29 protein-coding genes are annotated in these 26,077 nt (G+C 48.3%); 12 read left to right on the forward strand and 17 right to left on the reverse strand.

What is annotated here, in order from left to right; all coding sequences use genetic code 11:
• Nucleotides 1-6: 6 nt before the first annotated feature.
• The 5 genes from HGH92_RS12270 to radA all read right to left on the reverse strand — a co-directional run bounded on the left by HGH92_RS12270 (nt 7) and on the right by radA (nt 4,544).
• Nucleotides 7-1,146 carry an ATP-binding protein gene (locus HGH92_RS12270; protein ID WP_168871001.1) on the reverse strand — a complete coding sequence of 380 codons (1,140 nt, stop codon included), beginning with the start codon at nt 1,144-1,146 and terminating at the stop codon, nt 7-9.
• A gap of 34 nt (nt 1,147-1,180) precedes the next feature.
• Nucleotides 1,181-1,726, reverse strand: a complete 546-nt coding sequence (locus HGH92_RS12275) for a hypothetical protein (protein ID WP_168871002.1) — start codon at nt 1,724-1,726, stop codon at nt 1,181-1,183.
• A gap of 105 nt (nt 1,727-1,831) precedes the next feature.
• Nucleotides 1,832-2,353, reverse strand: a complete 522-nt coding sequence (locus HGH92_RS12280; protein WP_168871003.1) for a glutathione peroxidase — start codon at nt 2,351-2,353, stop codon at nt 1,832-1,834.
• A 106-nt stretch (nt 2,354-2,459) separates the two neighbouring features.
• Nucleotides 2,460-3,149 carry a ComF family protein gene (locus HGH92_RS12285; RefSeq protein WP_168871004.1) on the reverse strand — a complete coding sequence of 230 codons (690 nt, stop codon included), beginning with the start codon at nt 3,147-3,149 and terminating at the stop codon, nt 2,460-2,462.
• A gap of 18 nt (nt 3,150-3,167) precedes the next feature.
• Nucleotides 3,168-4,544: a DNA repair protein RadA gene (radA, locus tag HGH92_RS12290; protein ID WP_168871005.1), complete on the reverse strand. Its 1,377-nt coding sequence runs from the start codon at nt 4,542-4,544 to the stop codon at nt 3,168-3,170.
• A 558-nt stretch (nt 4,545-5,102) separates the two neighbouring features.
• On the opposite strand from radA, the gene HGH92_RS12295 reads away from it, so the two are divergent.
• The 6 genes from HGH92_RS12295 (at nt 5,103) to pyrH (ending at nt 9,948) form a co-directional block, all read left to right on the forward strand.
• Complete coding sequence (locus HGH92_RS12295; protein ID WP_168871006.1) at nt 5,103-5,792, forward strand: zinc metallopeptidase; 690 nt, start codon at nt 5,103-5,105, stop codon at nt 5,790-5,792.
• Nucleotides 5,793-6,180: 388 nt separating this feature from the next.
• Nucleotides 6,181-6,624, forward strand: coding sequence for a 50S ribosomal protein L13 (gene rplM, locus HGH92_RS12300; protein WP_168871007.1), 444 nt, complete (start codon nt 6,181-6,183; stop codon nt 6,622-6,624).
• Nucleotides 6,625-6,638: 14 nt separating this feature from the next.
• Nucleotides 6,639-7,028: a 30S ribosomal protein S9 gene (gene rpsI, locus HGH92_RS12305; protein WP_168871008.1), complete on the forward strand. Its 390-nt coding sequence runs from the start codon at nt 6,639-6,641 to the stop codon at nt 7,026-7,028.
• A gap of 62 nt (nt 7,029-7,090) precedes the next feature.
• Entirely contained in the window at nt 7,091-8,074 is a 984-nt protein-coding gene (rpsB, locus tag HGH92_RS12310; RefSeq protein ID WP_168871009.1) for a 30S ribosomal protein S2, read from the forward strand.
• A gap of 134 nt (nt 8,075-8,208) precedes the next feature.
• Entirely contained in the window at nt 8,209-9,033 is an 825-nt protein-coding gene (tsf, locus tag HGH92_RS12315) for a translation elongation factor Ts (protein WP_168871010.1), read from the forward strand.
• Between the two features lie 201 nt (nt 9,034-9,234).
• Nucleotides 9,235-9,948, forward strand: a complete 714-nt coding sequence (gene pyrH / locus HGH92_RS12320; RefSeq protein ID WP_168808203.1) for a UMP kinase — start codon at nt 9,235-9,237, stop codon at nt 9,946-9,948.
• Nucleotides 9,949-10,030: 82 nt separating this feature from the next.
• On the opposite strand, the gene HGH92_RS12325 is transcribed toward pyrH, so the two are convergent.
• The gene (locus HGH92_RS12325; RefSeq protein ID WP_168871011.1) at nt 10,031-11,140 is read right to left on the reverse strand and encodes a DUF3298 and DUF4163 domain-containing protein; all 1,110 of its coding nucleotides are present in this window, start codon (nt 11,138-11,140) and stop codon (nt 10,031-10,033) included.
• 87 nt (nt 11,141-11,227) lie between these two features.
• On the opposite strand from HGH92_RS12325, the gene pdxH reads away from it, so the two are divergent.
• Nucleotides 11,228-11,875 (forward strand): pyridoxamine 5'-phosphate oxidase, encoded by a 648-nt coding sequence (gene pdxH, locus HGH92_RS12330; RefSeq protein ID WP_168871012.1) that lies wholly within the window; start codon nt 11,228-11,230, stop codon nt 11,873-11,875.
• Between the two features lie 102 nt (nt 11,876-11,977).
• Here pdxH and HGH92_RS34320 read toward each other — a convergent pair whose 3' ends face one another.
• The 6 genes from HGH92_RS34320 to HGH92_RS12360 all read right to left on the reverse strand — a co-directional run bounded on the left by HGH92_RS34320 (nt 11,978) and on the right by HGH92_RS12360 (nt 17,781).
• Nucleotides 11,978-12,103, reverse strand: a complete 126-nt coding sequence (locus HGH92_RS34320; protein ID WP_168871013.1) for a 30S ribosomal protein THX — start codon at nt 12,101-12,103, stop codon at nt 11,978-11,980.
• A 153-nt stretch (nt 12,104-12,256) separates the two neighbouring features.
• Complete coding sequence (locus HGH92_RS12340) at nt 12,257-12,526, reverse strand: HU family DNA-binding protein (RefSeq protein ID WP_012788562.1); 270 nt, start codon at nt 12,524-12,526, stop codon at nt 12,257-12,259.
• A gap of 316 nt (nt 12,527-12,842) precedes the next feature.
• Complete coding sequence (locus HGH92_RS12345) at nt 12,843-13,145, reverse strand: DUF4286 family protein (protein ID WP_168871014.1); 303 nt, start codon at nt 13,143-13,145, stop codon at nt 12,843-12,845.
• Between the two features lie 51 nt (nt 13,146-13,196).
• Entirely contained in the window at nt 13,197-13,961 is a 765-nt protein-coding gene (locus HGH92_RS12350) for an exodeoxyribonuclease III (RefSeq protein ID WP_168871015.1), read from the reverse strand.
• Between the two features lie 8 nt (nt 13,962-13,969).
• Entirely contained in the window at nt 13,970-16,741 is a 2,772-nt protein-coding gene (gene metH, locus HGH92_RS12355) for a methionine synthase (RefSeq protein WP_168871016.1), read from the reverse strand.
• A gap of 23 nt (nt 16,742-16,764) precedes the next feature.
• Nucleotides 16,765-17,781: a homocysteine S-methyltransferase family protein gene (locus tag HGH92_RS12360; RefSeq protein ID WP_168871017.1), complete on the reverse strand. Its 1,017-nt coding sequence runs from the start codon at nt 17,779-17,781 to the stop codon at nt 16,765-16,767.
• A 416-nt stretch (nt 17,782-18,197) separates the two neighbouring features.
• Between HGH92_RS12360 and HGH92_RS12365 the strand changes: the two genes are divergently transcribed.
• On the forward strand, nt 18,198-18,413 hold the full coding sequence (locus tag HGH92_RS12365; protein ID WP_168871018.1) for a hypothetical protein: 216 nt from the start codon (nt 18,198-18,200) through the stop codon (nt 18,411-18,413).
• A gap of 127 nt (nt 18,414-18,540) precedes the next feature.
• Here the strand turns inward: HGH92_RS12365 and recR are convergent, their stop codons facing one another.
• Both recR and HGH92_RS12375 read right to left on the reverse strand, forming a co-directional pair.
• The gene (recR, locus tag HGH92_RS12370; RefSeq protein WP_168871019.1) at nt 18,541-19,158 is read right to left on the reverse strand and encodes a recombination mediator RecR; all 618 of its coding nucleotides are present in this window, start codon (nt 19,156-19,158) and stop codon (nt 18,541-18,543) included.
• Between the two features lie 60 nt (nt 19,159-19,218).
• On the reverse strand, nt 19,219-20,703 hold the full coding sequence (locus HGH92_RS12375) for an Ig-like domain-containing domain (protein WP_168871020.1): 1,485 nt from the start codon (nt 20,701-20,703) through the stop codon (nt 19,219-19,221).
• Between the two features lie 21 nt (nt 20,704-20,724).
• Here HGH92_RS12375 and HGH92_RS12380 point away from each other — a divergent pair, with 21 nt between their 5' ends.
• Nucleotides 20,725-21,273, forward strand: a complete 549-nt coding sequence (locus tag HGH92_RS12380) for an SRPBCC family protein (RefSeq protein WP_247654874.1) — start codon at nt 20,725-20,727, stop codon at nt 21,271-21,273.
• Nucleotides 21,274-21,276: 3 nt separating this feature from the next.
• Here the strand turns inward: HGH92_RS12380 and HGH92_RS12385 are convergent, their stop codons facing one another.
• Genes HGH92_RS12385 through HGH92_RS12395 form a run of 3 tightly spaced genes read right to left on the reverse strand, consistent with a single transcriptional unit; the run spans nt 21,277 to nt 24,160 of the window.
• Complete coding sequence (locus HGH92_RS12385) at nt 21,277-21,816, reverse strand: hypothetical protein (RefSeq protein WP_168871021.1); 540 nt, start codon at nt 21,814-21,816, stop codon at nt 21,277-21,279.
• Between the two features lie 28 nt (nt 21,817-21,844).
• Nucleotides 21,845-22,855, reverse strand: a complete 1,011-nt coding sequence (locus HGH92_RS12390; RefSeq protein ID WP_168871022.1) for a lipid A deacylase LpxR family protein — start codon at nt 22,853-22,855, stop codon at nt 21,845-21,847.
• 33 nt (nt 22,856-22,888) lie between these two features.
• A complete protein-coding gene (locus HGH92_RS12395) occupies nt 22,889-24,160 on the reverse strand; it encodes an acetyl-CoA hydrolase/transferase family protein (protein WP_168871023.1) in 1,272 nt (423 codons plus the stop codon).
• A gap of 147 nt (nt 24,161-24,307) precedes the next feature.
• On the opposite strand from HGH92_RS12395, the gene HGH92_RS12400 reads away from it, so the two are divergent.
• The 3 genes from HGH92_RS12400 to HGH92_RS12410 all read left to right on the forward strand — a co-directional run bounded on the left by HGH92_RS12400 (nt 24,308) and on the right by HGH92_RS12410 (nt 25,886).
• The gene (locus HGH92_RS12400; protein WP_168871024.1) at nt 24,308-24,808 is read left to right on the forward strand and encodes a GNAT family N-acetyltransferase; all 501 of its coding nucleotides are present in this window, start codon (nt 24,308-24,310) and stop codon (nt 24,806-24,808) included.
• Between the two features lie 131 nt (nt 24,809-24,939).
• Nucleotides 24,940-25,419, forward strand: coding sequence for an RNA polymerase sigma factor (locus HGH92_RS12405; protein WP_168871025.1), 480 nt, complete (start codon nt 24,940-24,942; stop codon nt 25,417-25,419).
• Nucleotides 25,410-25,886: a hypothetical protein gene (locus HGH92_RS12410; RefSeq protein WP_168871026.1), complete on the forward strand. Its 477-nt coding sequence runs from the start codon at nt 25,410-25,412 to the stop codon at nt 25,884-25,886. Before HGH92_RS12405 ends, HGH92_RS12410 begins: the two co-directional genes overlap by 10 nt.
• Nucleotides 25,887-26,077 lie beyond the last annotated feature (191 nt).

The raw sequence follows: 26,077 nt of genomic DNA on the forward strand, positions 1-26,077 counted from the left end.
CGGTTATTACAGAACAGGTAGAGGTTTCTTTTTAAATATATATTGTAGCTTGATAGACAATGCATGAAATAGCATTTTTGCATTAGCATTGCGTTCAATGTGATAATACGCGTTGTCTAATACATCAGCAATCTGCCTGGTTTGTTCCAGATTGGCCAGTTTAGCCAGTTTGGTGGCAAAATCCACTTCCTCGTCTGAAAAAGCCAGCTGCGCCTTGTCTATATACTGAAGGCGGACGGTATGTTCCAGCAGGTTGATGAAATACCGCAGAAACTGCTTCTGGTTTTCACGGCCGGTTTTGGCGCTGGAAATACCTTCTATCCATTCCTGCAGGGCTACACGGTTACCGGTGAACAGGTAATTGAGCCAGTTACGCAGCAGTTCATGGTAGTCGTCATCGGAGTGCTGGAGTAAAAAGATAGCCTCCCGGTAGTTGCCTGCCGCAATGGTGGCAATCTGCCGGGCCTTGGCAGCCGGTACCTTCGCCCGCTCAGTCAGGGCTTTTTCCATGTTTTCCCGGGAGAGCGGATTTATTTTTATCAGGTGGGTGCGTGACAGGATCGTGGCCAGGATCTGTTCCTGGTTTTCTGCAATCAGGATAAACAGGGTATTGGCCGGAGGTTCCTCTATCAGCTTCAGCAGCCGGTTACCTTCGTTGCCCAGGTATTCCGGCATCCACATCAGCAGGATTTTATAACCGCTTTCAAAACTTTTCAGGTTCAGCTTACGGATAATGTCCGAGCACTCATTGGCAGTGATATTGCCCTGCTTGTTTTCCGCGCCGATAAACTGCAGCCAGTCATATGCATTGCCATACGGATTGGTGGTCACAAACTCCCGCCATTCGGAAATATAATCCGTGCTCACCGGCTTGTCACCGGGTTTTCGGGGTATCACCGGATAGGAGTAGTGAATATCAGGATGGATATGCTGCGCCGCTTTCAGACAGGACGGGCACTGGCCACAGGCGTCATGTGCCTGCTTGTTCTCACATACCAGGTATTGTGTGAAAGCCAGTCCCAGGGGCAACCCGCCGGCCCCTTCGGGAGCCAGTAGTATCATCGCGTGACTGAGGCGGTTCTGTTGTATCGATTGTATCAGCTGCTGTTGTGCTGCTGCTTGTCCTATGATCTCCGAAAAAAGCATGGGTGCAAGATACTGAAAAGGGGCTAATCCTCACTTAGGGTAACGTCACATAACAAGCATTCTGGAACGTGCCGGAGCCGGTAATCTTGCGGCCTTCCGCCTCGAAATAGTAGGTGCCGCTTACTTTTTTTAGTTTGGTATTAATAAAAGTAAGGGTGATGGCAGAAGTATCGGTGTTCAGATACGTGTAGTCTCCAACATTGTTCATTGCCGCCACTACCAGTCCTCCCTGCAACCTGCGGGATTTGGAGTATACATATGTTTTCAGTTTGAGGCTGTCGTTGCTGATGGCAGGATCTGAATAAGGACCGTCCATCAGGTTAAGCACGAACTTAAAACTGTCTGAGACAGCCTCCATGCTCAGAAATTTAACGCCGCCACTGTCCAACTGCTGCCTGAACAATGTGCTGGTGGAGAGGTTCAGGGTACGAGTGGTGTTCTGAACGGTACCTGTCATCGTCATTTCGGGGCATGATAAAATGGGCGTATCGATGCTGTGCTGGCAGGCTGCCATGCATAACAGGATAGCCGTTAAAACCGGGACCACGGTTTTACTACGGTGTTCGGAATGGTATTTCATCTGTATTATGTATCCACTTGTTGTAATGTTCTCAGGCACGCTAACGTATATACGCAGGCGTGCAGTATTTTATTACACTAAGTTGGCAAAAGGTGTGAAGCAATGCTACTTTTCAATGGCAGCAATCACTTCTGGCGCATCCGGTTGTGTTTTGGGTGAAAACACAGCAATGAGATTCCCTTTTTCATCCAGCAAATATTTCTGGAAGTTCCACTTAACGTCTGCCGGCTCCAGGTGTTTGGCTTTACTTTCGTCCAGCAGCCATTTATACAGTGGGTGGATATCATCTCCCTTTACTGATATTTTGGCGGCCATGGGAAAGGTAACAGCATACTGTTTGGTGCAGAAGCTTTTGATTTCTGCATTGGTGCCGGGCTCCTGTGAGCCGAAGTTATTCGCCGGGAAACCTACGATTACGAGTTTGTCCTGGTACTTCTGATATATTTTCTCCAAACCTGCATATTGTGGCGTATTACCACAGAGAGAAGCAGTGTTGACAATCATTATTTTTTTACCCTTAAAACGGGAGAATTCAATTTTACCCCCGTCTACTGCATCTACCTTGAAGTCATAGATGCGCGGACCTGCAAATAGCAGAAGGACCGAAAGTATGGCCAGTCTCAACATAAAAATATTTTTTAGAGGGATTGATCGGTGGTTAATTAGTCAGCCTGCAGCGGACTTTACGGTGTAAAGATACACATCCCCGGGAAGAAAAAGAATTAACTTTTTGTTAGCCGGAGGCCCAGGCGAGACAACAAACACCCACTGTGGCGCCGGCTTCCAGCAGCGCCTGTCCGGCAGCCTCCGTGGTGGCGCCGGTGGTGATCACGTCGTCTATCAGGAGTACGTGCTTTCCCGTTAGTAATGCTGGGTTTGCTTTAAATACGGTCTTTACGTTTTCCCAGCGACTGATACGGCTCTTCCGTGTTTGGGTATCTGTGTACTGCACCCGTTGCAGCGCCTGCAAAAGCACGGGCTTGTCCATCATTGCGCCGATGGCCGTAGCCAGCAGTGCGGCCTGGTTGTAGCCGCGTTCTTTCTCCTTGCGGTGATACAATGGCATTGGCACCAGGCAGTCTGCCGTGGCGGCCCATCCACCGGTCTGTAACACATGACCGGCCTGTTTTCCCAGCCAGTCCGCAATATCTTTTCGCTGGTGATATTTAAACTGGTGCACAAGCCGCTGTAACCCTGAAGCCTGACTATAATAATAGACAGCGGTTGCATAAGTGACGGGCATGCGCCCACGGAAAATATTCGCCACAGGATTGTCTGCATGATGGTGAAAACCTGTTAACGGCAGGCAGTCCTGGCAGTGCAGGCACAACAGGTCATTTGCTGAAAACAGTTCCTGTCCGCAAATTTCACAGCAATGCGGATAAAACAAGTTGACCAATGGGGATAACAAACGGGTAAACATGAGCCTTATATAAAGGTGTCAGAATAATTGTTGGTATACTTCTTCCACTCTTCCTACCGGCACTACTTCTATATTGAATTTAGTGAGATCTATTCCTTTTTTGTTATAACGGGAGATGAATATTTTATGAAAACCAAGTTTTTCCGCTTCCGCAATACGTTGTTCAATACGGTTGACAGCCCTGATTTCACCGCTCAGGCCTACTTCTCCGGCGAAACATATTTTATTGGCAATAGCATTGTCTTCATAAGAAGAAAGCAATGCGCAAAGCACTGCCAGATCGATGGCCGGGTCTTCCACGCGGATACCGCCGGCGATATTGAGGAAAACATCTTTTACGCCGAAGTGGAAGCCGCCGCGTTTTTCCAGTACTGCCAGCAGCAGTTGTAACCTGCGCAGGTCGAAGCCGGTGGCGGTACGTTGCGGTGTGCCGTATACCGACTGGGTAACAAGCGCCTGCACTTCTACCAACAGTGGCCGGAGACCTTCCATGGTGGCGCTGATGGCCACACCGCTCAACAGGTCGTCGCGTTGGGAGATCAGTATTTCTGAAGGGTTGGTCACTTGCCGGAGACCGGTGCCGGTCATCTCATAAATACCCAGTTCAGCAGTGGAGCCAAACCTGTTTTTAATGGTGCGCAGTATGCGGTAGGCATAGTGTTGGTCGCCTTCAAACTGAAGTACGGTGTCCACCATATGTTCCAGTACTTTCGGTCCGGCGATGGAGCCGTCTTTGGTAATATGTCCGATCAGGAAAACCGGTGTGTTGCTTTCCTTGGCGAAGCGCTGCAATTCAGCAGTTGTTTCCCTGATCTGTGAAACGCTGCCGGGTGCTGATTCAATCAGGGGAGTGTGCAGTGTTTGGATGGAATCCACTATCACAAGTTGCGGCTGCAGTTTTTTTATTTCAGAGAAGATAGTTTGTGTAGACGTTTCCGTAAGAAGATAGAACTGATCATTGGTGCTTTTGATGCGGTCGGCCCGCATTTTTATTTGTTGCTCGCTTTCTTCCCCGCTGATATAAAGTGTTTTTATTTGTTTCAGCTGTAGTGCATTTTGCAGGAAGAGCGTGGATTTTCCGATACCAGGCTCACCGCCTACCAGTACCAGTGAGCCGGCCACTATACCGCCTCCGAGTACACGATTCAGTTCATTGTCTGGTGTCAGCAGGCGTTTCTCTTCGTTGGTGACTACTTCAGCCAGATTAATGATTTTCTGGTGCCGGACATTGCCGGTATCGTTATTTTTCCAGTCGTGTTGTTTGCCGGGAATATCTTTCTGTACTCTTTCCTCCACGAAGGTGTTCCATTGTCCGCAACTGGGACATTTACCATTCCATTTTGCAGATTCGTATCCACATTGCTGGCAAAAAAAAGCGGTTCTTATTTTACTCATAATTTTTTTGAAACAGGATGTTACAAAGTAAGTTGTTTTAGAAAAAACAGGGGTGAAATGTTAACGTGAAGGGTTAAAAAAGGGGGTAATCATGTCTTTAAAAGAGAAAAGAGCCAAACGGAAGATTCCGTTGACTCTTTCTACTTACTAACCCATTAAATTCAGGTCTAAATTACAAAATGGCTTCAGAATAAAAAAGTTTATTTGATTGATGTGAATAACTTTTGATTGATTTTCGTAATGTAAGAAAGTGGCTGCCAATGCCTGTTTCAGGCCATAAATTGTCCAATATTACTTTCATTGGCAACTCGTAAAATGTTGATAAATAGGATTGATGTTGATGATTTTTGCATATGAAAAAAATATCATAAGATCATCGGCGACTTCTGCCAAACCGGCCGTAATTTCAGGTGATTTTCTTCAAAAAAGACAAAATGACAGTGTTAAATTTCTGTATGAAAGGTAAAAGGCAGGGTTGGCAGGAAAACTCTTAAATAAAACTTAAAACGGGGCATCTGGACAGAAATTTGTGCGTTCAGAAGCATCAAAAGTATGAGTATGACACCAGGAATCATGTTTGTTTCGCTGATTTTTGTGGGGATCAGCTTTCTTGTCAGTTATGTATTAAAAAGTAAGTTCCGGGCCTACAGTGAGGTGCCGACCTCATCCGGGTTTACCGGCAGGCAGATTGCAGAGAAAATGCTGAGGGACAACAACATCTATGATGTTCAGGTACTGTCTGTAGACGGTTTTTTATCAGATCACTATAATCCGGCGAATAAGACGGTCAACCTGAGCCCCGACGTATACGCAGGGGCCAATGTGGCTGCTGCGGCCGTGGCGGCGCACGAGTGCGGGCACGCGGTACAGCATGCGGCGGCTTATCCCTGGCTGGGCCTGCGGTCCCGGTTGGTGCCGGCCGTACAGTTCAGCGCTTCGCTGGTACAGTGGGTGCTGCTGGGCGGTATCCTGCTGATTAATGTATTTCCGCAGCTGTTGCTGGCGGGGATTGTGTTATTCGGTATCACCACTGTGTTTGCCCTGATTACGCTGCCGGTGGAATTTGACGCTTCCCGCCGTGCGCTGGCGTGGCTGGACCGTAGCCAGGTAATGCGCCCGCAGGAGCATGATAAGGCTAAAAATGCCCTTTGGTGGGCGGCTATGACCTATGTGGTGGCGGCACTGGCCTCTCTGGCCACCCTGTTCCAGTATATTTTAATATATATGGGTGCGCGGGACCGGCGATAACTTTATTCTAATAGCTGAAAATATTAAAAGGGCTTTCCGGAAGGGAAGCTCTTTTTTATGTCTCGCCTCCTGTTGAATGTTTATTATTTGATATATAAACAATGTATCTACATAAATATTTAGAGGACAGGTTTCTGTCTGGTAACCCGGCAAAAGGATGGGGGAGAGGGCTGTTGGTATGGCGGCGTCCGTAATGTCCCCGCGGCAGGCGTTTTTAATAGGTGTTAATAACTTTTATTCAAATTTTTTATTGAAAATCAATCAATTGCAAAGGTGTCTTACAAAAAATCACGTAAAATGTATGGTTATTCAGAATAGTGAATGTACCTTTGCACTCCCCGTTACAGGGGGAATTGTTTACAAGACGTAATTTTTATCGTATACAACAATGAACACATTAAGCTTTAAAACTAAATCGGCTAACGACGCTTACGTAAAGCGTGAGTGGCATATAGTAGACGCTACCAACCTGACTCTCGGACGAGTTTGTGCGAAAATGGCAGCTATCCTGAGAGGTAAGAACAAGCCTTACTATACGCCTCATACTGATTGTGGTGATTTTATCATCGTGATCAATGCGGAAAAAATCGCTTTGACCGGCAATAAAATGGCGGAAAAAGAATACATGCACTACACTGGTTACCCAGGTGGTCAGAGAGTTGAACTGGCAAAGGACCTGATCCGTCGCCGTCCTGAGGTTATGATTGAGAAGGCTATCAAAGGTATGTTGCCTAAAAACCGTCTCGGTCGTAAAATGTACAAAAAACTGTTTGTATACGCAGGTGCAGAACATCCTCATGCAGCGCAGAAACCAAAACCATTAACTTTCTAATTTTTCTCTGATACATGGAAAAGCAAAAAAATACAATAGGTCGTCGTAAAGAAGCTGTTGCCCGTGTGTATATCGCAAAGGGTACCGGTGCCATTACCGTAAACGACAAGGATTATAAAAACTACTTTTCTCTGATCTACCTGCAAAACCAGGTTGAATTACCCTTCAAAACTATCGACGCGCTGGATAAATTTGACGTGAAGATCAATGCACAGGGTGGTGGTATCAAAGGACAGGCAGAAGCGATTAAACTGGGTATTGCACGTGCACTGTGCGAAGTGAACATCGAGTTCCGTCCCGCACTGAAAGCAGCCGGTCTGCTGAAACGTGACCCGAGAAGCGTAGAACGTAAGAAACCAGGTAAAGCGAAAGCAAGAAGAAGCTTCCAGTTCTCTAAACGCTAATTTTGAGTACTTAGCCATTATCGCTAAACATTATTTGATCCTTTTAATTGAGCAATATAAACATGGAAAATAATACCTCATTGCAGCAGCAGTTACTGGAGGCAGGTGTTCACTTCGGTCACCTGAAGAAGAAATGGAATCCTAAAATGCTGCCTTATATTTTCGCAGAAAAGAAAGGTATTCATATCATTGATCTGAACAAAACCGTAGAAGGCTTACAGGAAGCAGCAGCTGCCCTGAAATCCATCGCTAAAAGCGGTAAAAAGATCATGTTCGTTGCTACTAAAAAGCAAGCGAAAGAAATCGTAGCAGATGCTGCGCGTAACATCAACATGCCTTACGTTACTGAAAGGTGGTTAGGTGGTATGCTCACCAACTTCTCTACTATCCGTAAGAGCGTGAAGAAAATGCAGAGCATTGAAAAAATGCTGCAGGACGGAACTTTCGACAACATCACCAAAAAAGAACGTCTGACTTTAAGCCGTGATAAAGAGAAAATGGAAAAAGTGCTGGGTGGTATTGCCCAACTGGCACGTGTTCCAGCCGCTCTGTTCATGGTGGATATCAGCCACGAACATATTGCACTGGCGGAAGCAAAACGCCTGGGCATTGTTACCTTCGGTATGGTAGATACCAACTCCGATCCCAGCAAAGTTGACTTCGCTATCCCTGCGAACGACGATGCTACTAAATCTATCGCTATCATCACCAGCTACATCTGCGCTGCTATCGCAGAAGGCCTGTCTGAAAGAGCTACTGAAAAATCTGAAGAAGTAGAAGAGGAAGAAGAAGCAGACGACAAAGCCCGCAGATTTGACGTGGAAGGTGGCGAAGACCGCGAAAGAGGTCGTAAACCTCAAGGCCAGGGCGGTGGTCGTGGTCCGGGCGCTGGTGGTAACCGTGGCGGTGGCCAGGGTGGCAACCGTGGCGGCCAGGGCGGCGGCGCTAATCGCGGCGGTGGTAACCGTGGCGGTGGCCAGGGTGGCGGACAACGTCGTCCCTCCAACGCTGGCGGCGGCGGTCCAAGAAAACCAGCCGGTAAATAATATCATTCTCTGATTTTGATATTGAAATATTAGGTTATTTAAAATGCAGCGAAGATTACTTCGCTGCATTTTAAATAACCCGATAACCCAACAAGAATTAATCAATTATTAATACTCATAAATCAATATAGCTCATGGCAACAATTACAGCAGCTGATGTAAACAAACTGCGTCAGCAAACTGGTGCGGGTATGATGGATTGCAGAAAAGCACTCGTGGAAAGTGATGGCGACTTTGAAAAAGCAGTAGACTATCTGCGCAAAAAAGGTCAGAAAGTAGCTGCACTGCGTTCCGACCGCGAAACTAAAGAAGGTGTTATCATCGCTAAAGTTGCTGCTGATGGTAAATCCGGCGTTATCGTAGGCCTGGGTTGCGAAACTGACTTCGTAGCGAAAAACGAAGACTTCGTGAAATTCGCACAGTCTATCGTTGAACTGGCCCTGTCTAAAGGTATCAAAACCATCGAAGACCTGAATGCTGCTGAGCTGGACGGTGCTACCGTTGCTGATAAAGTAAACGACCAGGTTGCTAAAATCGGTGAAAAAATCACCCTGAATAAATTCGAATTCGTGGAAGCTGGCGGTGTAACTGCCTACATCCACGGTAACTACCGTATGGGCGTTCTCGTTGCCTTCTCTAAACCTGTATCTGAAGAAACAGGTAAAGACGTGGCTATGCAGATCGCTGCGATGAACCCAATCGCAGTTGACGCTGACAGCGTTCCTGCTGATGTTATCGCCCGTGAAAAAGAAATCGCTGTTGAACAGGTGAAAGCTGAAGGCAAACCTGCTGAAATGGCTGAAAAAATCGCTGCCGGTAAAGTGAACAAATTCTTCAAGGAAAGTACCCTGCTGCAACAGGCCTTCGTGAAGGACAACAACAAATCCGTAGCAGATTACCTGAAGTCTGTAGACGCTGACCTGAAAGTATTCGGCTTTAAACGAATCGCTTTAGGTTAATACAATCATATTGAAAAAAAGGAGAGAATTTTGGTTCTCTCCTTTTTTTTGCGCACTGCAAAATCAGGCGCCCGCAATCTCCTGCTTACAACAAAATCACCCGGCATTTTGCTTTCACTAGCAGGTTTTTGCTTTTAAATTGTATCTTAGGATACCGTAATTACATTAGCAAATCACAATCTTACAATATTTTATAGCGTCATGTTGCCAAAGTATAAGCGTATTTTGCTCAAATTGAGCGGTGAGGCCCTTATGGGGGATGCAAATTATGGTATTGATCATAAGGTAATTACCCAGTATGCCTACGATATCAAAGCAGTTACCGACCTCGGCGTACAGGTAGCCATCGTGATCGGCGGCGGTAATATCTACCGTGGAATGAATGAAGCCGAAACCGGTATCGAAAGAGCCCAGGGAGACTATATGGGCATGCTGGCCACCGTGATCAATGGTATGGCCCTGCAAAGCGGACTGGAAAAAATAGGGCTCTATACCCGCCTCCAGTCAGCTATTAAAATGGAACAGATCGCAGAACCTTATATCCGCCGCCGCGCTATCCGCCACGTGGAAAAAGGTCGCGTGGTTATATTCGGAGCAGGCACCGGTAACCCGTACTTTACAACCGATACCGCAGCTTCCCTCCGTGCTATCGAAATCCAGGCGGACGTCATCCTCAAAGGGACCCGCGTTGACGGTATCTACACCGCCGACCCGGAAAAAGATGCTACCGCCACCCGGTTCGAAACCATCACTTTCTCTGAAGTATATCAGAAATCTCTTAACGTCATGGATATGACGGCCTTTACCCTCTGTCAGGAAAATAAACTGCCAATCATCGTATTCGACATGAACAAACCAGGAAACCTCCTGAACGTGATCATGGGCAAAAACGTTGGTACCCTGGTAAAGGACTAAAATAATTACGAATTACGAATTACGAAAAAGAGCGAAGATCAACTGGTGGTCTTCGCTCTTTTTCGTAATTCGTAATTCGTAATTATTTTAAGATGCTTTTCAGCTCCGTAAACGGAATAAACAGCGTCACCTGCCCCAATGCATAAGGCCCTATCTCGTAAGGCACATAACTGAATGCCACGCCCTTGCCCGTTACAATAAAATTGTTGTTGGGCACAATCGTCTTCACCAGCAGGTTCTGATCAAGCGATTCGTCCTCATCGATATGGAATTTCTTACGGAAAGCCTTGTCCAGTAACGGAGACAACACTTCTTTATAACCAGGCTTAAAATACTCGTCCGGCGTTACCACTTTCCTTTTGGCCAGATCAAGCGTCTGGTAAAAAGCGCCGGAATTGCCATGGGCGCCGCCGGTAAAATCGTAGGCATATTTCTCTATCACCAGCAAAGGCCAGGAATTGTATACCACCTTCATATCGCTTTCGGTGGTCCAGTTCCAGGAGGCAGACTCGCCATCGGCGATATCGCTGCTGTCGGCATCTTTGGCGGCTATACGATAACTGGTCACAAAGGAATCAATGGCCCGTTTTACAAACTGCCGTGGATCGTTGAGCTTAATATCACCAGCGATCGCTTTCCGGAGAAATGCGGCTAATGTGGAATCCGTGGCTGAGTCTGGCCATAGGATGCTGTTAGACGCGATGCCCAGCGGTGAATTGGGGAATGAAGGCAGTAACTTCACGGAATCGGCGTCATAGTATACCTGCAGCCGCTGGGCCTTCCGGAGGTCGGTATGCAGCTCAAAATGATAGGAGGTGCTGTCTCCATGCCATACGCCTTTAAACGTACCATCGTCGCCCAGAGAGCCACCAAAAAAACGTTCTTCTTCCCGGCTCCCGTTATCTTCATAAATCTTTACCTGGTCAGCGTCCTGGCTGCCCCAGATACTGATAGGCAGACCGGTACTGTCGTAATAGTAATAGCCACGAAACAGGTTGGGAGCGGTTTTCAATAACTCCATGGTGATCTGGCGGCCATCCACTGCGCCCTTTAACTGCGTGTAATAATAAGGTGTGCTCAACAGGGGAACTACCGCGCTGGCTGTATCGTGTTGGGCCTTTTCTTGGTTACCGTTGTGGCAGGCAGGCAACAGGCCGCCAGCCAGTAATAGTAATAGGAGCGCTCTTTTCATACTATGATTTATATCAGGTCGCCCAAAATTACTATTATCCTTCCATACCTTTGTTGACAGGTTTGAACCAATTAAATATTTACGATCATGTTAAACCAGAAAGTAGCAGACCTTCGGAAAGATTATAAACTGGCTTCCCTCGATGAACAGGATGTGGCCCCGTCTCCTTTGCAACAGTTCGGCAAATGGTGGAATGACGCCACTTCCAGCGAGGTTGACGAGCCTAATGCCATGACACTGGCCACCAGCACACCGGATGGGCGCCCTTCCGCCAGGATTGTGCTGCTGAAAAATTTCGATGAAGAGGGATTTATGTTCTTTACCAACTACGAAAGCCGTAAGGGGCACGAGCTGGCGCAGAATCCGTATGTAACGCTGCTGTTCTTCTGGCGCGAACTGGAACGCCAGGTAAGAATAGAAGGGATCGTATCCAGGGCGGGAGAGCAGGTAAGTAATGAATATTACAATAGCCGTCCGCTGGGCAGCCGGATTGGCGCTATTGCATCGCCACAGAGCCAGGTTATTCCTGACCGCCGTTTCCTGGAAGAAAAAGTAGATGAAACCGCCGCAAAATATGAAAAGGAAACGCCTCAACGGCCTGAATACTGGGGCGGTTATGTCGTAAAACCGGTAGCCGTAGAGTTTTGGCAGGGGAGAAGCAGCCGCCTGCACGATCGTATTCTGTATACACAGACCACTGGTGGCAGCTGGAAGATAGAAAGGCTGGCACCCTGAGCCTGTCAGTGATTTTCTGATTTACGGATTTTTTGATTTGGGGGATTCCTGTCGTTCATACACGAAATCAGGAAATCCCTAAATCAAAAAATCCGTAAATATTTATGCTTTTTTCTCAGCTTTAGGAGCAGCTGCAGCAGCGGCTTTCCTGGTTCTTGCTGGTCTGGATTTACCGAAAGATTTGCTGAAGATTTTACCTCTTTTGGTTTTTACATCTCCTCTACCCATAACGAATAATTTGAAGTTTGTTGTTTTATTAAAAAGGATGTTATCAGGCTGCAAAATACGCTAAATCGCGGAAATAGCATACAGCAGGACTTCTATATAAAAAAAAAGCAAGAAACATGATTGTTCCTTGCTTGAATAAGTTGTGCTAACTGATTAGAGCTTGTCGGATAAAGCTTTACCAGCTTTGAACTTAGCAACTTTCTTAGCTTTGATCTTGATGATCTGGCCAGTCTGTGGGTTTCTACCGTTACGTGCAGCACGTTTAGAAACAGAGAAAGTACCGAAACCTACCAGTGTTACTTTACCACCTTTTTTCAGGGTATCAGCAACAGCTTTAGTGAAAGAGTCCAGCGCTTCGTTAGCTTGGGTTTTAGTGATTCCTGCGTCTTTAGCAAGTTTGTCGATTAATTCGGCTTTGTTCATAGTTAGTAAGATTTAACTAGTGAAAAAATGTTTGATGTGAGCAAATATAGCGCGTTTTATCAGATTACCAAATTTTTTACAATTTTTTTATAGAAATTTTTATCGGCTGAAAAACGCTACAGGTAACGGTTACAGCTGATTGGGTGGATGCCTGCTAAAGAGATGAACTTTAGCAGGCTCTCGTAAAACGTTGTCCCATAGCTGATTTCCGGACTTTTAGGCTGTAGAAGCGGGGCTTTTCCAAGTATTGTACCAAACTCCGGAGGCCTTGAAAATAGTGAATTTCCTGTGGATAAGTTTAATTGTTAAGCATGGTTTAAATGACTTCCATAACGGTATGAAAGGCCACAAAACGGTCGCCAAACAGGTCGTAGCCCCTTTGCCGTAGCGCGTTTGCCTGTACGGCCTGGAAGGTCTGATAGTGCTCGAGGCTGGAGGTAAAGAACTGTATCACGTACGTAGGCCCCTCCGCGTCATCCTGCTCCAGCAGCCGGCACATACGGTAATCACTAAAAAGGCCGGTGCTTAATATCGCTGGAATATGCTCTTCGCGCATCCACTGTAACCAGGCAGAATGCGTATCTGTGGCCACTTTGGCCGTTACGTTGTATATGATCATAAATGTTGCTGCGGGTATAAAATCCACCTGTCCCGTGACTGTAAAACCTGCCTATAAAGACAGTTCCAGGAACACCGGACAGTGGTCTGAATGTTTCACTTCCTGATAGATGGTGGCGTGCTTTAGCTTCTCCTTTAACGGGGCGGTCACATTGATATAGTCAATACGCCAGCCTTTGTTATTGTTCCTGGCATTGGCGCGGAAGCTCCACCAGCTGTACTGGTGCGGGTTGGCATTAAAATGCCGGAAACTGTCCACAAAACCGCTTTCAAAGAAACGGTCCATCCATGCCCTTTCTTCCGGCAGAAAACCGGTGGAATTTTTATTGCTGACAGGATCATGGATATCGATAGGCTTGTGGCAGATGTTGTAATCGCCGCACAGCACTACGTTTGGCCGGGTTTGTTTCAGTTCGTCCAGATGTGCGAACAATTCTTCCAGCCACTGGTATTTGTAAGTCTGACGAACATCCCCGCTGGTGCCGGAGGGGAAGTAGGTATTGATCAGTGTCAGATCGCCGAAATCCAGCCGGATAAAGCGTCCTTCTTCATCACTCTGAGTATGTCCGCTGCCGTAATACACCTTGTCGGGTGTAATACGCGTCAGTACCGCAACACCGCTGTACCCTTTCTTTTGTGCCGGGTACCAGTAATGTTCGTAGCCCAGCGCTTCAAATTGTTTGAAGTCCACATTATCCTGATGGGCTTTGATCTCCTGCAGACAGATCACGTCTGCAGGATCAGTTTGGAGCCATTCGGTGAAACCCTTGTTCATAGCGGAACGGAGGCCGTTCACATTATACGATATGATTCTCATGTGTTGGATTAAATGTCGTATTCCAGATTGGGACGGAGCCATTTTTCGGCTTCTTCCACCGTCCAGCCTTTACGGGCTGCATAGTCCGTTACCTGGTCTTTTTCAATTTTACCGAGACCGAAATAGCGGGCTTCCGGATTGGCAAAATACCATCCGCTTACGCTGGCGGCAGGATACATGGCCAATGATTCGGTTAAGGTGATACCGGTGTTTTCGGTGGCATTCAACAGGTCAAACAGCTTGTATTTCTCTGTATGTTCAGGACAGGCGGGATAACCCGGCGCCGGACGTATGCCCATGTATTCTTCCTGGATCAGGGCCTCATTGCTGAGGTGCTCATCACTGGCATACCCCCAGAACTCTTTACGCACGCGCTCGTGCAGCAGCTCTGTAAACGCTTCCGCCAGCCTGTCGGCCAGTGCTTTCAGCATAATGCTGTTGTAGTCGTCGTGCTCCGCTTTGAATTTATCCAGCCATTTCTCGATGCCAATACCCGCTGTGACGGCGAATCCGCCGATATAATCGGTTTTGCCGGTGGAGGCAGGGGCGATATAGTCAGCAAGGGACTGGTTGGGCTGTCCCGGTGCTTTTTTGATCTGCTGGCGAAGGAATTCGAGTTTGACGGGTGCTATGTCTGCCTGCTCGGGCGTAACCTGTACGGTGTCCGGGGCGATGGCATTGGCCGGGAAAAGGCCTATCACCGCCTTGGCGCCCAGCCATTTTTCGCTGACCACTTTTGCGAGCAGCTCCTGCGCATCTTTGTAAAGTCGGCTGGCTTCGGTGCCTACTACTTCGTCTGTCAGGATCTGCGGGAATTTTCCGTGCAGTTCCCAGGCAATGAAGAAAGGCTGCCAGTCGATATATTTGGCTATTTCTGCCAGGTCGTAGTCTTCAAAAACCTTTACACCGGTGAACTTCGGCTTCACGGGGGTGAAGGCGTCCCATTTGATCGGGGCTTTGTTTTCCTGCGCCGTGGCAAAAGGAAGATACTGTTTGACCGGTTTTTTATTTTTGAAGGACTCGTTCAGCTTTTCGTATTCGGTTTTCACAGAGGCCAGGAAGTCCTTTTTCAGGGCTTTATTGAGCAGGCTGCCGGTAACGGTCACGCTGCGGGAGGCGTCCAGTACGTGGACCACTCCATGGGCGTATTCCTGTGCGATTTTCACTGCCGTATGGGTACGGGAGGTGGTGGCGCCTCCGATGATCAGCGGAATATCGAATTCCTGGCGGCGCAGTTCGCGGGCCACATGCACCATCTCGTCCAGGCTGGGCGTGATCAGGCCGCTGAGGCCGATGATGTCCACTTTTTCCTGGCGGGCGGTCTGCAATATTTTTTCTGCGGGCACCATTACGCCGAGATCGATGATCTCGTAGCCGTTACAGGCCAGTACTACGCCTACGATGTTCTTACCGATATCGTGTACGTCGCCTTTAACGGTGGCCAGGAGGATCTTTCCGGCAGACTTGATTTCTCCGCCGTTGATGGCCTGGTTGCGCAGTTTTTCTTCTTCTATATAAGGAGTAAGGATGGCTACCGATTTTTTCATCACGCGGGCACTTTTTACTACCTGCGGGAGGAACATTTTACCACTGCCAAACAGGTCGCCTACGATGTTCATGCCATCCATCAGCGGGCCTTCGATGACGTCGAGCGGGCGGGGGTATTTGACGCGGGCTTCTTCCGTATCGGCATCTATATATTCGGTGATACCGTTTACCAGGGCGTGGCTAAGCCTTTCTTCCACAGATCCCTGGCGCCATGTCTCATCTTTTTCAATCACTTTGCCTTTGGCTTTCACCGTTTCGGCAAATTGTATCAGGCGTTCTGTGGCATCTTCGCGGCGGTTTAGTATGGCGTCCTCACAGAGCTCGCGGAGCTGTGGTTCAATGTCGTCGTATATCTGGAGCATGCCGGCGTTCACAATGCCCATGTCCATACCGGCTTTGATGGCGTGAAAGAGGAACACGGAGTGCATGGCCTCACGCACGGTTTCGTTACCGCGGAAAGAGAAGGACACGTTGCTGACGCCGCCGCTTACTTTGGCCAGTGGCATCAGTTCTTTGATCCGGCGGGTGGCGTTGATAAATTCCACCGCATAGTTGTTATGTTCTTCTATGCCGGTAGCGATAGCGAAGATATTAGGGTCGAAGATGATGTCCTGTGGATCGTAGCCCACTACTTCGGTCAGTATTTTATAGGCACGATGGCTGAAGCTGACCCGTTTTTCTTCGGTGTCGGCCTGGCCGTGTTCATCGAACGCCATGACCACCACTGCGGCGCCGTAGCTTTTGCAGATGTAGGCCTGCTCAATGAATTTGGCTTCTCCTTCTTTCAGGCTGATGGAGTTTACCACACATTTGCCCTGTACGCATTTCAGGCCGGCTTCAATAACGCTGAATTTACTGGAGTCGATCATAATGGGGATACGGGAAATATCCGGTTCGGCGGCCAGTAGTTTCAGGAAGGTGGCCATGGCCTGTTCCCCGTCGAGCAGGGCGTCGTCCATGTTTACGTCCAGGATCTGGGCGCCGTTTTCCACCTGTTGACGGGCAACGGACAAGGCTTCTTCATAGAGGCCTTCCCGTATCAGGCGGGCAAATTTTTTGGAGCCGGTTACGTTGGTACGTTCACCGACGTTGATGAAATTGGTTTCGGGCCTTACCACGAGTGGTTCAAGGCCGCTAAGCCGCATATATGGTCGGATGACCCGTTGTTGGGTGTTTTCCGGTTCTATGACTATCGTTTCGTTGACCGTATTGGAATGTGTGCTTGCGCTCATGATTGATTTCGCTGTTTAGAGGGTTATGCCAGGGTGTCCACCAGCTCGGGTTTCCGGCGTGGTGCGATGTTTTTTACATGCTGTGCAATATGGCGGATATGGTCCGGCGTGGTGCCGCAGCAGCCTCCCACAATGTTCACAAAGCCTGAACTGGCAAAATCTTCAATGATACAGGCGGTATCTTCCGGTTCTTCGTCGTACTCCCCGAATGCGTTGGGAAGGCCGGCGTTGGGATAGCAGCTGACGTAGCAGCTGGCGATGTTGGACAGTTCTTCCACGTAAGGGCGCATCTGCTGGCCGCCAAGGGCGCAGTTAAGGCCTACGGAGAAAGGATTGGCGTGCATCACCGAGATATAGAACGCTTCCAGCGTCTGGCCGCTCAGGGTACGTCCGGATGCATCCGTAATGGTACCGGAAATCATTACCGGCAGCTCTGGTTTGCCGGATTCCCGGAAATACTTTTTGATGGCGTATATGGCCGCTTTACAATTAAGCGTATCAAAAATCGTTTCAATCAGCAGGATGTCCACGCCGCCGTCTGAAAGGCCTTTTATCTGCTCTTCATAGGCTTCCGCCACTTCATCAAAAGAAACGGAGCGGTAACCGGGGTTGTTCACATCGGGAGAGAGCGAAAGGGTCTTGTTCAGCGGACCGATGGCTCCTGCCACAAAACGGGGCTTGTCCGGGTTTTTAGCGGTGTATTCCGCAGCTGCCCTTTTCGCCAGTTGGGCCGCTGCCACATTCAGCTCGTAAGCCAGGGCCTGCATATCATAATCGGCCATGGCAATAGACGTACTGCTGAAGGTATTGGTTTCGATAATATCGGCGCCTGCTTCCAGGTATTCCTTGTGAATGGCTTCGATAATCTGTGGTTGAGTGAGATTGAGCAGGTCATTGTTGCCTTTGAGGTCCATATGATAGTCGGCAAAACGGGTACCTCTGTAATCAGCTTCCTGGAGTTTGTATCGCTGGATCATGGTGCCCATGGCACCGTCGATGATGAGCACACGCTCATTAGCGCAGTCTTGTAAAGATTTCATGATTTTCTTTGCTGTTTATTAGTTGCTGTTAAAATCTAACAGGGTCGAACAATAAACAAATCCACCCCGTATATCCTGTAAAGATACGCTATTTTCATTGTAAAAACAGGTTATTTGCCTGTCAGGTCCTGTATGGGACGGCATTTCTTCCCTGGTTGATATTAATGGTCTTTTATATAGATTTTGTCTATATTAATATTTTTATTTGGTAGAAGTCTATAAAGTCTACTATATTTGTAGGGTAATAGAAAAACACCATGCAACAACAAAAGCTGAACATACTGTTGAACCCGGCCATGGCCTCCCACCAGCCCTATGCCTGCTGTCCCTCGGGGCGCTGCTGCTGCTGTTAACAGCACACTGTTTTTCCTTAAGTTCTTCCCGGTTTTTATTACAACAACAAAAGTTTTTTTGTCATGACAATAGCAGAACATATCCATGCGCTCAGGAAGCACCTGGCAGGTCTGGGCCTGCAACCAGTCCCTGAGATGAATGATGAAAGTGAGCCCGCAGTGTTTAAGGTATGTTTTCTCAATAAATATGAAATGCAACGCTGGAAAGAGTTGCGCGAAAAAGAATCAGAAACCAATCATACCATATTTCAGGGTACGCCCGAAAAAGACGTACACTGACCTTTTTCATAACGTGGAATTACAGGTTAAACGAAGACGGGCGTTATTGAACGCCCGTATTTTATTTTGCTATTTTGCCATTTGATTATTTTAATCACAATAGCCAAATGATAAAATGACCAAATGATCAGGGTTTGACGTAGCTGTCCAGCGGCAGCCTGTTGGAAATAGACCGGGCCAGCGTCATCTCATCCGCATATTCTAGTTCCCCGCCGAAAGCAATACCCCGCGCAATGGTGGTGATTTTCACAGGATAATCTTTCAGTTTCTTCGACAGGAAATAAATGGTGGTATCTCCTTCAATGGTAGGACTTAACGCCATGATCACCTCTTCTACGCCCTGGTCTTTCACCCGCTCTACAAGCGACTGGATATTCAGTTGTTCAGGACCAATACCATCAATAGGAGAGATAATGCCGCCCAGCACATGATACAGGCCGTTGAACTGCTGTGTGTTTTCAATGGCCATCACATCGCGGATACTTTCCACCAGACATACAACCTGCCGGTGACGGGAATGATTACTACAGATGGCACATATTTCCTCATCGGAAACATTGTGACATACTTTGCAGAAGCGGATCTGCTGCCGCATACGGGCTATCACTTCACCAAACTGCTGTACCTGTGCCGTTTCCTGTTTCAACAGGTGCAGCACCAGCCGCAGGGCTGTTTTTTTTCCGATGCCCGGCAGCTTGGCAAATTCATTGACAGCGTTTTCTATCAGAGCGGACGAGAATACCATAATGCAAAGTTAGGGATATTGCCGCTGTACTGGCCACAGGAGCCGGCACAACGGCAATAATTATATTTCTATCGTTGGCCGGACGGTCCAGTAAGCTTTCAGGTTCTGTTTGCCTGGCACGAGGATTACCCGTTCAGGCTGCCGTTTGGGCTCTTTGTAATACTGTCCGCGGTCCCATTTGCCGTTGCCGTTGGCATCCAGTAGTACCCGGACTTCATATTCGCCGGGAGTGATGAATTTCTGCAGCCAGGTGCCGTTGACAGCAGTGCCGGAATATTTGATGGTTTTGTCCTGCACCAGCTGTATCACATAATGCATGGTGTCACTGTTGATGGCCTGCCGTGTGCTGTCACTGATCTTCAGCGTTACCCCAAAAATGGCGTAATCGCTTGATTTCTTGGACTTAAAGCTGATGGTATCAGCCTTGGGCAATTGTTGCCCGGTGGTATCCGTGGCGGCATCTGCCGGAAAAATCATCCGGTACGGCGTGCCTTCTTTCCAGGAGTAAAGCACAGACAGCTTGGTATGTGTGCTGTCCATCTGTGTATGGAAAGTGACAGGGGTAAAAGTGCTGTCTTCCGCTAAAATTACCCGGGCACTGTCCAGCGTTCTCAAAGGAAGGTTAAAGGTCAGCTGTAAGGGCGCAGGCAGCTCCTGCATGCCACCGTCTAGTGTGGGCGTGATTTGCAGCTTGGGCGTTTTTTTCTTTTTCTCTTTCTCCTTTTCTTTTTCCCTGTCCTTCTCTTCCTGGTCCAGGGCGAGGTCCAGGGAGTCCTTTGGCGTCAGCGGCTCTTTAATGGTGCTGTCACGTTCCATAAAAAGTAACAGGTTCACCCCTTCAATATTCTTTTCCTTTATAACGATCGGCTTTTCGACGAAAGCGATCATTTCGGATGGCTGGTTGTATTGCAGGTCACGGTCCTCTTCCTTCAGCGCAAACAGCTTATAGGTGCCGGGAGCCATGTTTTTAAACCGGAAAGAGCCGTCAGGGCGGGTTTTGGCATAATAAACAGGTTTCTCCTTGGATACAATGGAGTCTTCCAGGTTACGGTACAGCATCACGGCCACATTACTGTCAGGTACACCGTTTTCGGCATCTATGAGATGGCCCTTCATCTGGAGGCTGTCCAGGTAATTGCCGGTAGACACTACATACTGAAAGTCGGGAATAGCATTACGCTCATTGATGTCCCGGATGGCATCTGCAAAGTTGAAGGTGTAAGTGGTGTTCTCCTGAAGGGTGTCTTTCAGTTCCATGGTCACCGTCCGCAGTTTGGCAGTAACGATAGGCGTGCGTTTAAGCGTCGGAGACACAATGAGCTTGTCATTCACGTTGTCCAGCTCCACAAACTCGTCAAACACAAAATATACCTTCTTGTTTTTGAAATGCAGGGAGGAATCCGGCGGGTTCACGGCCGCCAGGGTGGGAGGGAGACTGTCACGCGGTCCTCCGCCAGGTGGCACTATGTTGGCACAACGGGTCATCGAAACAGCAATCATAAAGGATATCAGCCAGAATGCCCAGCTCCTGATATATTGATACATATTTCCGGTCGGATTAAAAATATGTTGCAAACTTACGAAAACGGCGGAAAGCTTCACTTTTCTTTTGATCACCTACAGGGATGGGCGTCAATGGCGTACCTTTATCCCATGGCCAGTATCTTTTTGCTGCAACGCACCCAGTTTATACCAGCCCCGCTGCCACAGGTGTGGGACTTTTTCTCCAATCCCAATGGTCTCGCGCGGATCACGCCGTCTAATTTACGTTTCCGTATTACCTCGCCGCCGGATGAAAGGAAAGTATATCCGGGCCAGGTCATCACTTATACTGTTTCCCCGCTGGCGGGCATCCCGCTGGAATGGATGACGGAAATCACGCACGTACGGGAAGGGGAATATTTTGTGGATGAACAACGGGTAGGCCCCTACAAGCTATGGCACCACCAGCACCACTTCAGGGAAGTGCCGGGAGGGGTGGAGATGACAGACACGGTGCACTACCGCTTGCCACTGGGATGGCTGGGCCGCCTGGCGCACACCCTGTTTGTGCGGCGTCAGCTGGAGCATATTTTTGCTTACCGGCACCGTGTAGTGCAGGAGCTTTTCGGATAACGGCTATTCTTTGGTGGTCAGCGTCGTGCTCAGCTGATCGCCGGTATACACTTTAATATTGCTCTGACCTGTTTTTGGGATGATGCCAATCCACAGCGGCACTATGCTGGAGGAACTTTTTTCCGCCTGTCCTGCCGCTACGAAATGCATTTCTGCATTGTTGGTCAGATCGTCTGTGGTGGCGGATGCCAGCTGTATCTGCGTGCCATAGAAAGTGGCCGGCATAGTAGCGGCCACCACTACATGGGTGCCAAAATCGGGGCGGTCAATTTTGTTGTTCATGGTTTTGGCAACGCCAAAGAGGCTGTCGAAGGTAGCAGGATTGTCAATCAGCCAGAAAGTGAGGCTGTCGTTTACCTGAATCGTGTTTTTAACAAAATAGCCATTCAATGGCTGTACATCCAGGCTGCTGCCGTTATCAGGATGTACGTTCAGTGCGGTGTCATTAACGGCGACACTATCGGCGGTACTGTTACGGGTAGCACCTCCACAGGAGGCCAGCAGCAAGACGATGGCTGCGGAAAAAGACAGACGGCTGTTCATGTGGTTTTTCTTTTTTAGTAAGATAACATCATTGCGGGAAATAGGTTGCTTTGGAAAGGGGAATTAACAAGGTAATATTTCCGACAGAGTGTTTGCCGGTGCCGCTCATCCATGCCGTGGCTGTTTGCTGGGTGTAACGGATGCTGGTGCGGCCAATACCGATGCCCACACCATAGTCCATGCCGATGGTGAACCGCCGCATATGTGAGGTCTGCTGGTTGGACAATTCCTCGAAATTGGTGTCGGTAGATTTGAAGATACCTCCCTGCAACAATGCGTTGAATAAATTCAGGGAAAAACGCGGCCGGGCAAATATATACAGCTGGAACTTGCGGCGTGTGGCCGCATTCAGGTCCAGTGCGCCGAAGTAGGGGTTGATCAGTCCATAACGCCCATACACCCATGCACCGAGTGATGTCATCATCGTGCCGGCCTGCGCCTCGATGCCTCCAAGGGCTTCCACGCTTTTGACTGGGTTCCACAACATTTTTTCAAAATAGGCATTGTAGTTCAACAGCGGAGCGTTGGGCACCTGGTTGCCCCATCCCTCCGGTTCCTGGTAATGAATGAGCCGGTGAACGAGGCGCTGCGTTTGTTCTGCCCCCGCCCAGGGGCCCAGTACGCCGAAAACCAGTTCGGTGTGGACAAGAAACTTTTTTGCCGGATTATAGGAGGTGAGACCGTGTGTGGCGAAGAGTGCGCCTGCATAGTAGAAATCGCCGGGATCAAAAGTGGAGTCTGCGATCTGATCGGGGGTGATCATGACCTGCATCAGGTCCCACTCAAAGACATTCACCGAATAGGGGCCGGCCTTGGGAAAGATCCATTTGTCTATGAAAGTGGATTTTTTCTTCTTCATATATACGTAACCGATAGCCGTGCCGTTGCTGTAACCCCGGTCGGTCCCTCTTCCCCATACATTGAAGAAATCATCATCTTCGTTTATGCGTAGCTGTCTGGTGGCATTCTGGGTAATCTGTGCCTGTACGGCAGGCAGCGTGCTGAGACAAATGAATATTCCCCATAAAAAAAATTTCATAGGCCCTTCTTTTAATCCTGACAGTTATCTGTATCAGAACACCTTGAATATTTCAAAAGCGTCTTTCTGCAGCTGCTCCCGGTGATCGGGATGTGCAATATTGATAAGCGCCTGTGCGCGTTGTTTCAGGTTTTTTCCCAACAGGTGTGCGATGCCGTATTCGGTCACCACATAATGCACGTGGGCGCGTGTGGTCACTACACTGGCGCCGGGCTGCAGCCGGGATACAATACGGGAAACGCCTCTGCCGGTGACAGACGGGATGGCGATGATGGGTTTGCCATCGGCAGACAGGGCCGCGCCCCGCATGAAATCCATCTGGCCGCCTACACCGCTGTATTGCCGGAACCCGATTGAGTCGGCGCATACCTGTCCAAAGATATCGATTTCTATGGCACTGTTAATGGCAGTGACCTTTGGATTTTTACGTATAGTCGTGGGGTTGTTGACGTATTCCACGTCCATCAGGCGGATGATAAGATTGTTGTCCATAAAGTCATACAGCCGGCGGCTTCCCATGGCAAAGCTGGATACCAGCAGGCCGGGGTGGATAGCTTTGTAGCGGTTGGTGATAATACCTTTTTCCACCAGGTCGATGATACCATCGGAAAACATTTCTGTATGGATGCCCAGGTCCTTATGGCTATGCAGGCATTGCAATACGGCATTGGGGATACCGCCGATGCCCATTTGCAGGGTGGCCCTGTCATCTATCAGGGAAGCCACATGTTCTCCGATGGCCAGTTCTGGGTCGCTGGGCGGCCATACGGCCTGCGCATAGATGGGATAATCAGTTGCTATGGCCGCGGTGATACGGGAAATGTGGATCACGCCGTCGCCGAGCACGCGGGGCATATTGGCGTTTACTTCCGCGATAATGATTCGTGCGGTGTCAATAGCCGCTTTAGACACATCACAGGATACGCCGAGGGTGCAGTAGCCGTTTTTGTCCGGCGGGGATACGGTGATCAGTGCCACATCGATGCCTGATGCAAGGGTACGGAAATACCGGGGCACTTCACTGAGGAACATAGGGATGTAATTGGCCCTCCCTTCATTGACGGCCTGGCGGATATTTTTACCGACAAAGAAAGTATCGATATCAAACGCGTGGGAATGTTCAGGGGAGGCGTAAGGTGCGTCCCATTCGGTATGGATGCTTACCAGCCGGACATTTTTCAGTTCACTGCTGCGGTTGGACATGGCGTTGACAAGCTCCCGTGGCGTGGCTGCTGCGGTATGGATAAAAACGGTGTGGCCTGACTGGATCAGCTGGATAGCACTCTGGATCGTAGTATAAGACATTCTCGGTGGTGTTGTTTGAGCAAATTTATCGAGCGTTTGATAGATTATTTATGAGTAATATCATGTTGTATTTTTATATGCCGCTGTTTTATCCAACAACCAGCCATGCTTATTTGTTGGATAAGCAAACACTGGAAAAGAAAACAAATGGACACCCTTGTTTATGAAATGGCTATCCCGGCAGACGTAACTGCGATACGGGACCTCTCATTGTTAAGTTATGGTGAATTTGCGCCGGTACTGGGACCGGAACATTGGCATACCATGCATAAAAACCAGTCAGATATAGATAAGCTGGCGGCATTGATGAAACAGGCAGACACGTTTGTATGCCGTTCCGGGGAACGTTTGGTGGGCGTGGTTTTTATGGTGCCTTCCGGTCAGGCTACCGCTATCTATCCGGCAGAATGGGCTTATATCCGCCGTTTGGGAGTGGACCCTGCTTTCCGCCGGATGGGCATCGGGCGCCGGTTAATGGAGCTGGCGATTGAAGATGCCCGGCATTCCGGCGAAAAAATACTGGGACTTCATACCAGCACCATAATGCCGGCTGCCCGCAAAATGTATGATGAGCTGGGCTTTTCACTCATAAAAGAACTGCCGCCGATATTTGGACAGCCTTACTGGCTATACAAGATGGTCCTGTAGAAATTTGTCCATTTCAGCTCTATGTGTGAATAACTCGTAGCGTGGTCAATTCATATAATTTCATAAATTAGCGAACTTATAAATGTAAGCACAACTGTTTGCGGAGAGATCTGACACATATAAGTGAGCAAATGCTTATAGAACGGCTGGCGTTGGGGGATCCTGCAGCAAAAGAGCTGTTATATGACCGTTACGCCGGCGCACTGTATGGGGTTGTGCTACAGCTGGTGCCTATAAAAGATAGGGCCAGCGATGTTATAGTCAAGGTTTTTGCGTGGGCATTCCAACATATTAATGCGTTCCACTCTTCAGGCTTCCGCACTTTATTTGCCTGGTTATTACGCAAAACAAGGGAACTGGCCATCAAGGAAGCCATCCCGGAAACCGCGCTCACAGGGACAGAACTGATGAAGAAAGAAGAAGGTATCCTGCAGCAGTTCTATATCATTCTTCCGGCTTCAGAACAGCAGGTGTTCAGGCTGAGTTATTTTAAAGGATTATCAATCGCAACTATAGCCCGTATGCTGGGTGTACCAGAAGGGCAGGTAAATGAAATACTGGGGGAAGCAATGAAAGCCTTCCGAAAATTCTTGAAAGAACATTGGAACTAAAATTTTATATCGAAAGCGGCATCATCGAGTCTTATGTGCTGGGCCTCGCTTCTGAAACGGAAGTGGAAGAGCTGGAGCATATGAGAAAGCTGTTTCCTGAGCTGGACACAGAGGTGGAACTGGTGGAACGCCGGCTGGAAAAGGCCTGCTTTGATGAAGCCGTGTTACCTCCTGTGGAAATACGGGAACGGGTACTCCAAAAGGTTCGCTGGGAATATGCCGGTGCACAGGCAGATGCACAGTCCAATTACACGTTCATCAATATCCAGCCCAAAGATGGTAGCCATATCTCCGTACATCGCTGGTGGAAGATATTCTTTATTATTATTTTTATCCTGTCTAAAATCTTTCTCTTTTTTGCCATCCTCTATTATCTGAAATACCGCCAGGAAAAAGAAAGGCAGGAAGAGCATGCTGCCGCCACCGTGTTTATACATGAGCAAAAAGAAAATATTTTTTATATATAATATAACCTGCGGCAATCCTTTATTTAAATTATTTTCTCAATTTTACAATCCAACCGGCAGTGGAGGTTCGTAGATATTTTGTTTATCCATCATGTTTGATGGTATACGGTTTTTTAAATCATTGCTTTGGACTTAAAAAACTACATTGATAGTGGAGTAATTGAACGTTATTTACTCGGCCTTGCCACACC

Source organism: Chitinophaga varians, assembly GCF_012641275.1.
Taxonomy (GTDB): Bacteria; Bacteroidota; Bacteroidia; order Chitinophagales; family Chitinophagaceae; genus Chitinophaga; species Chitinophaga varians_A.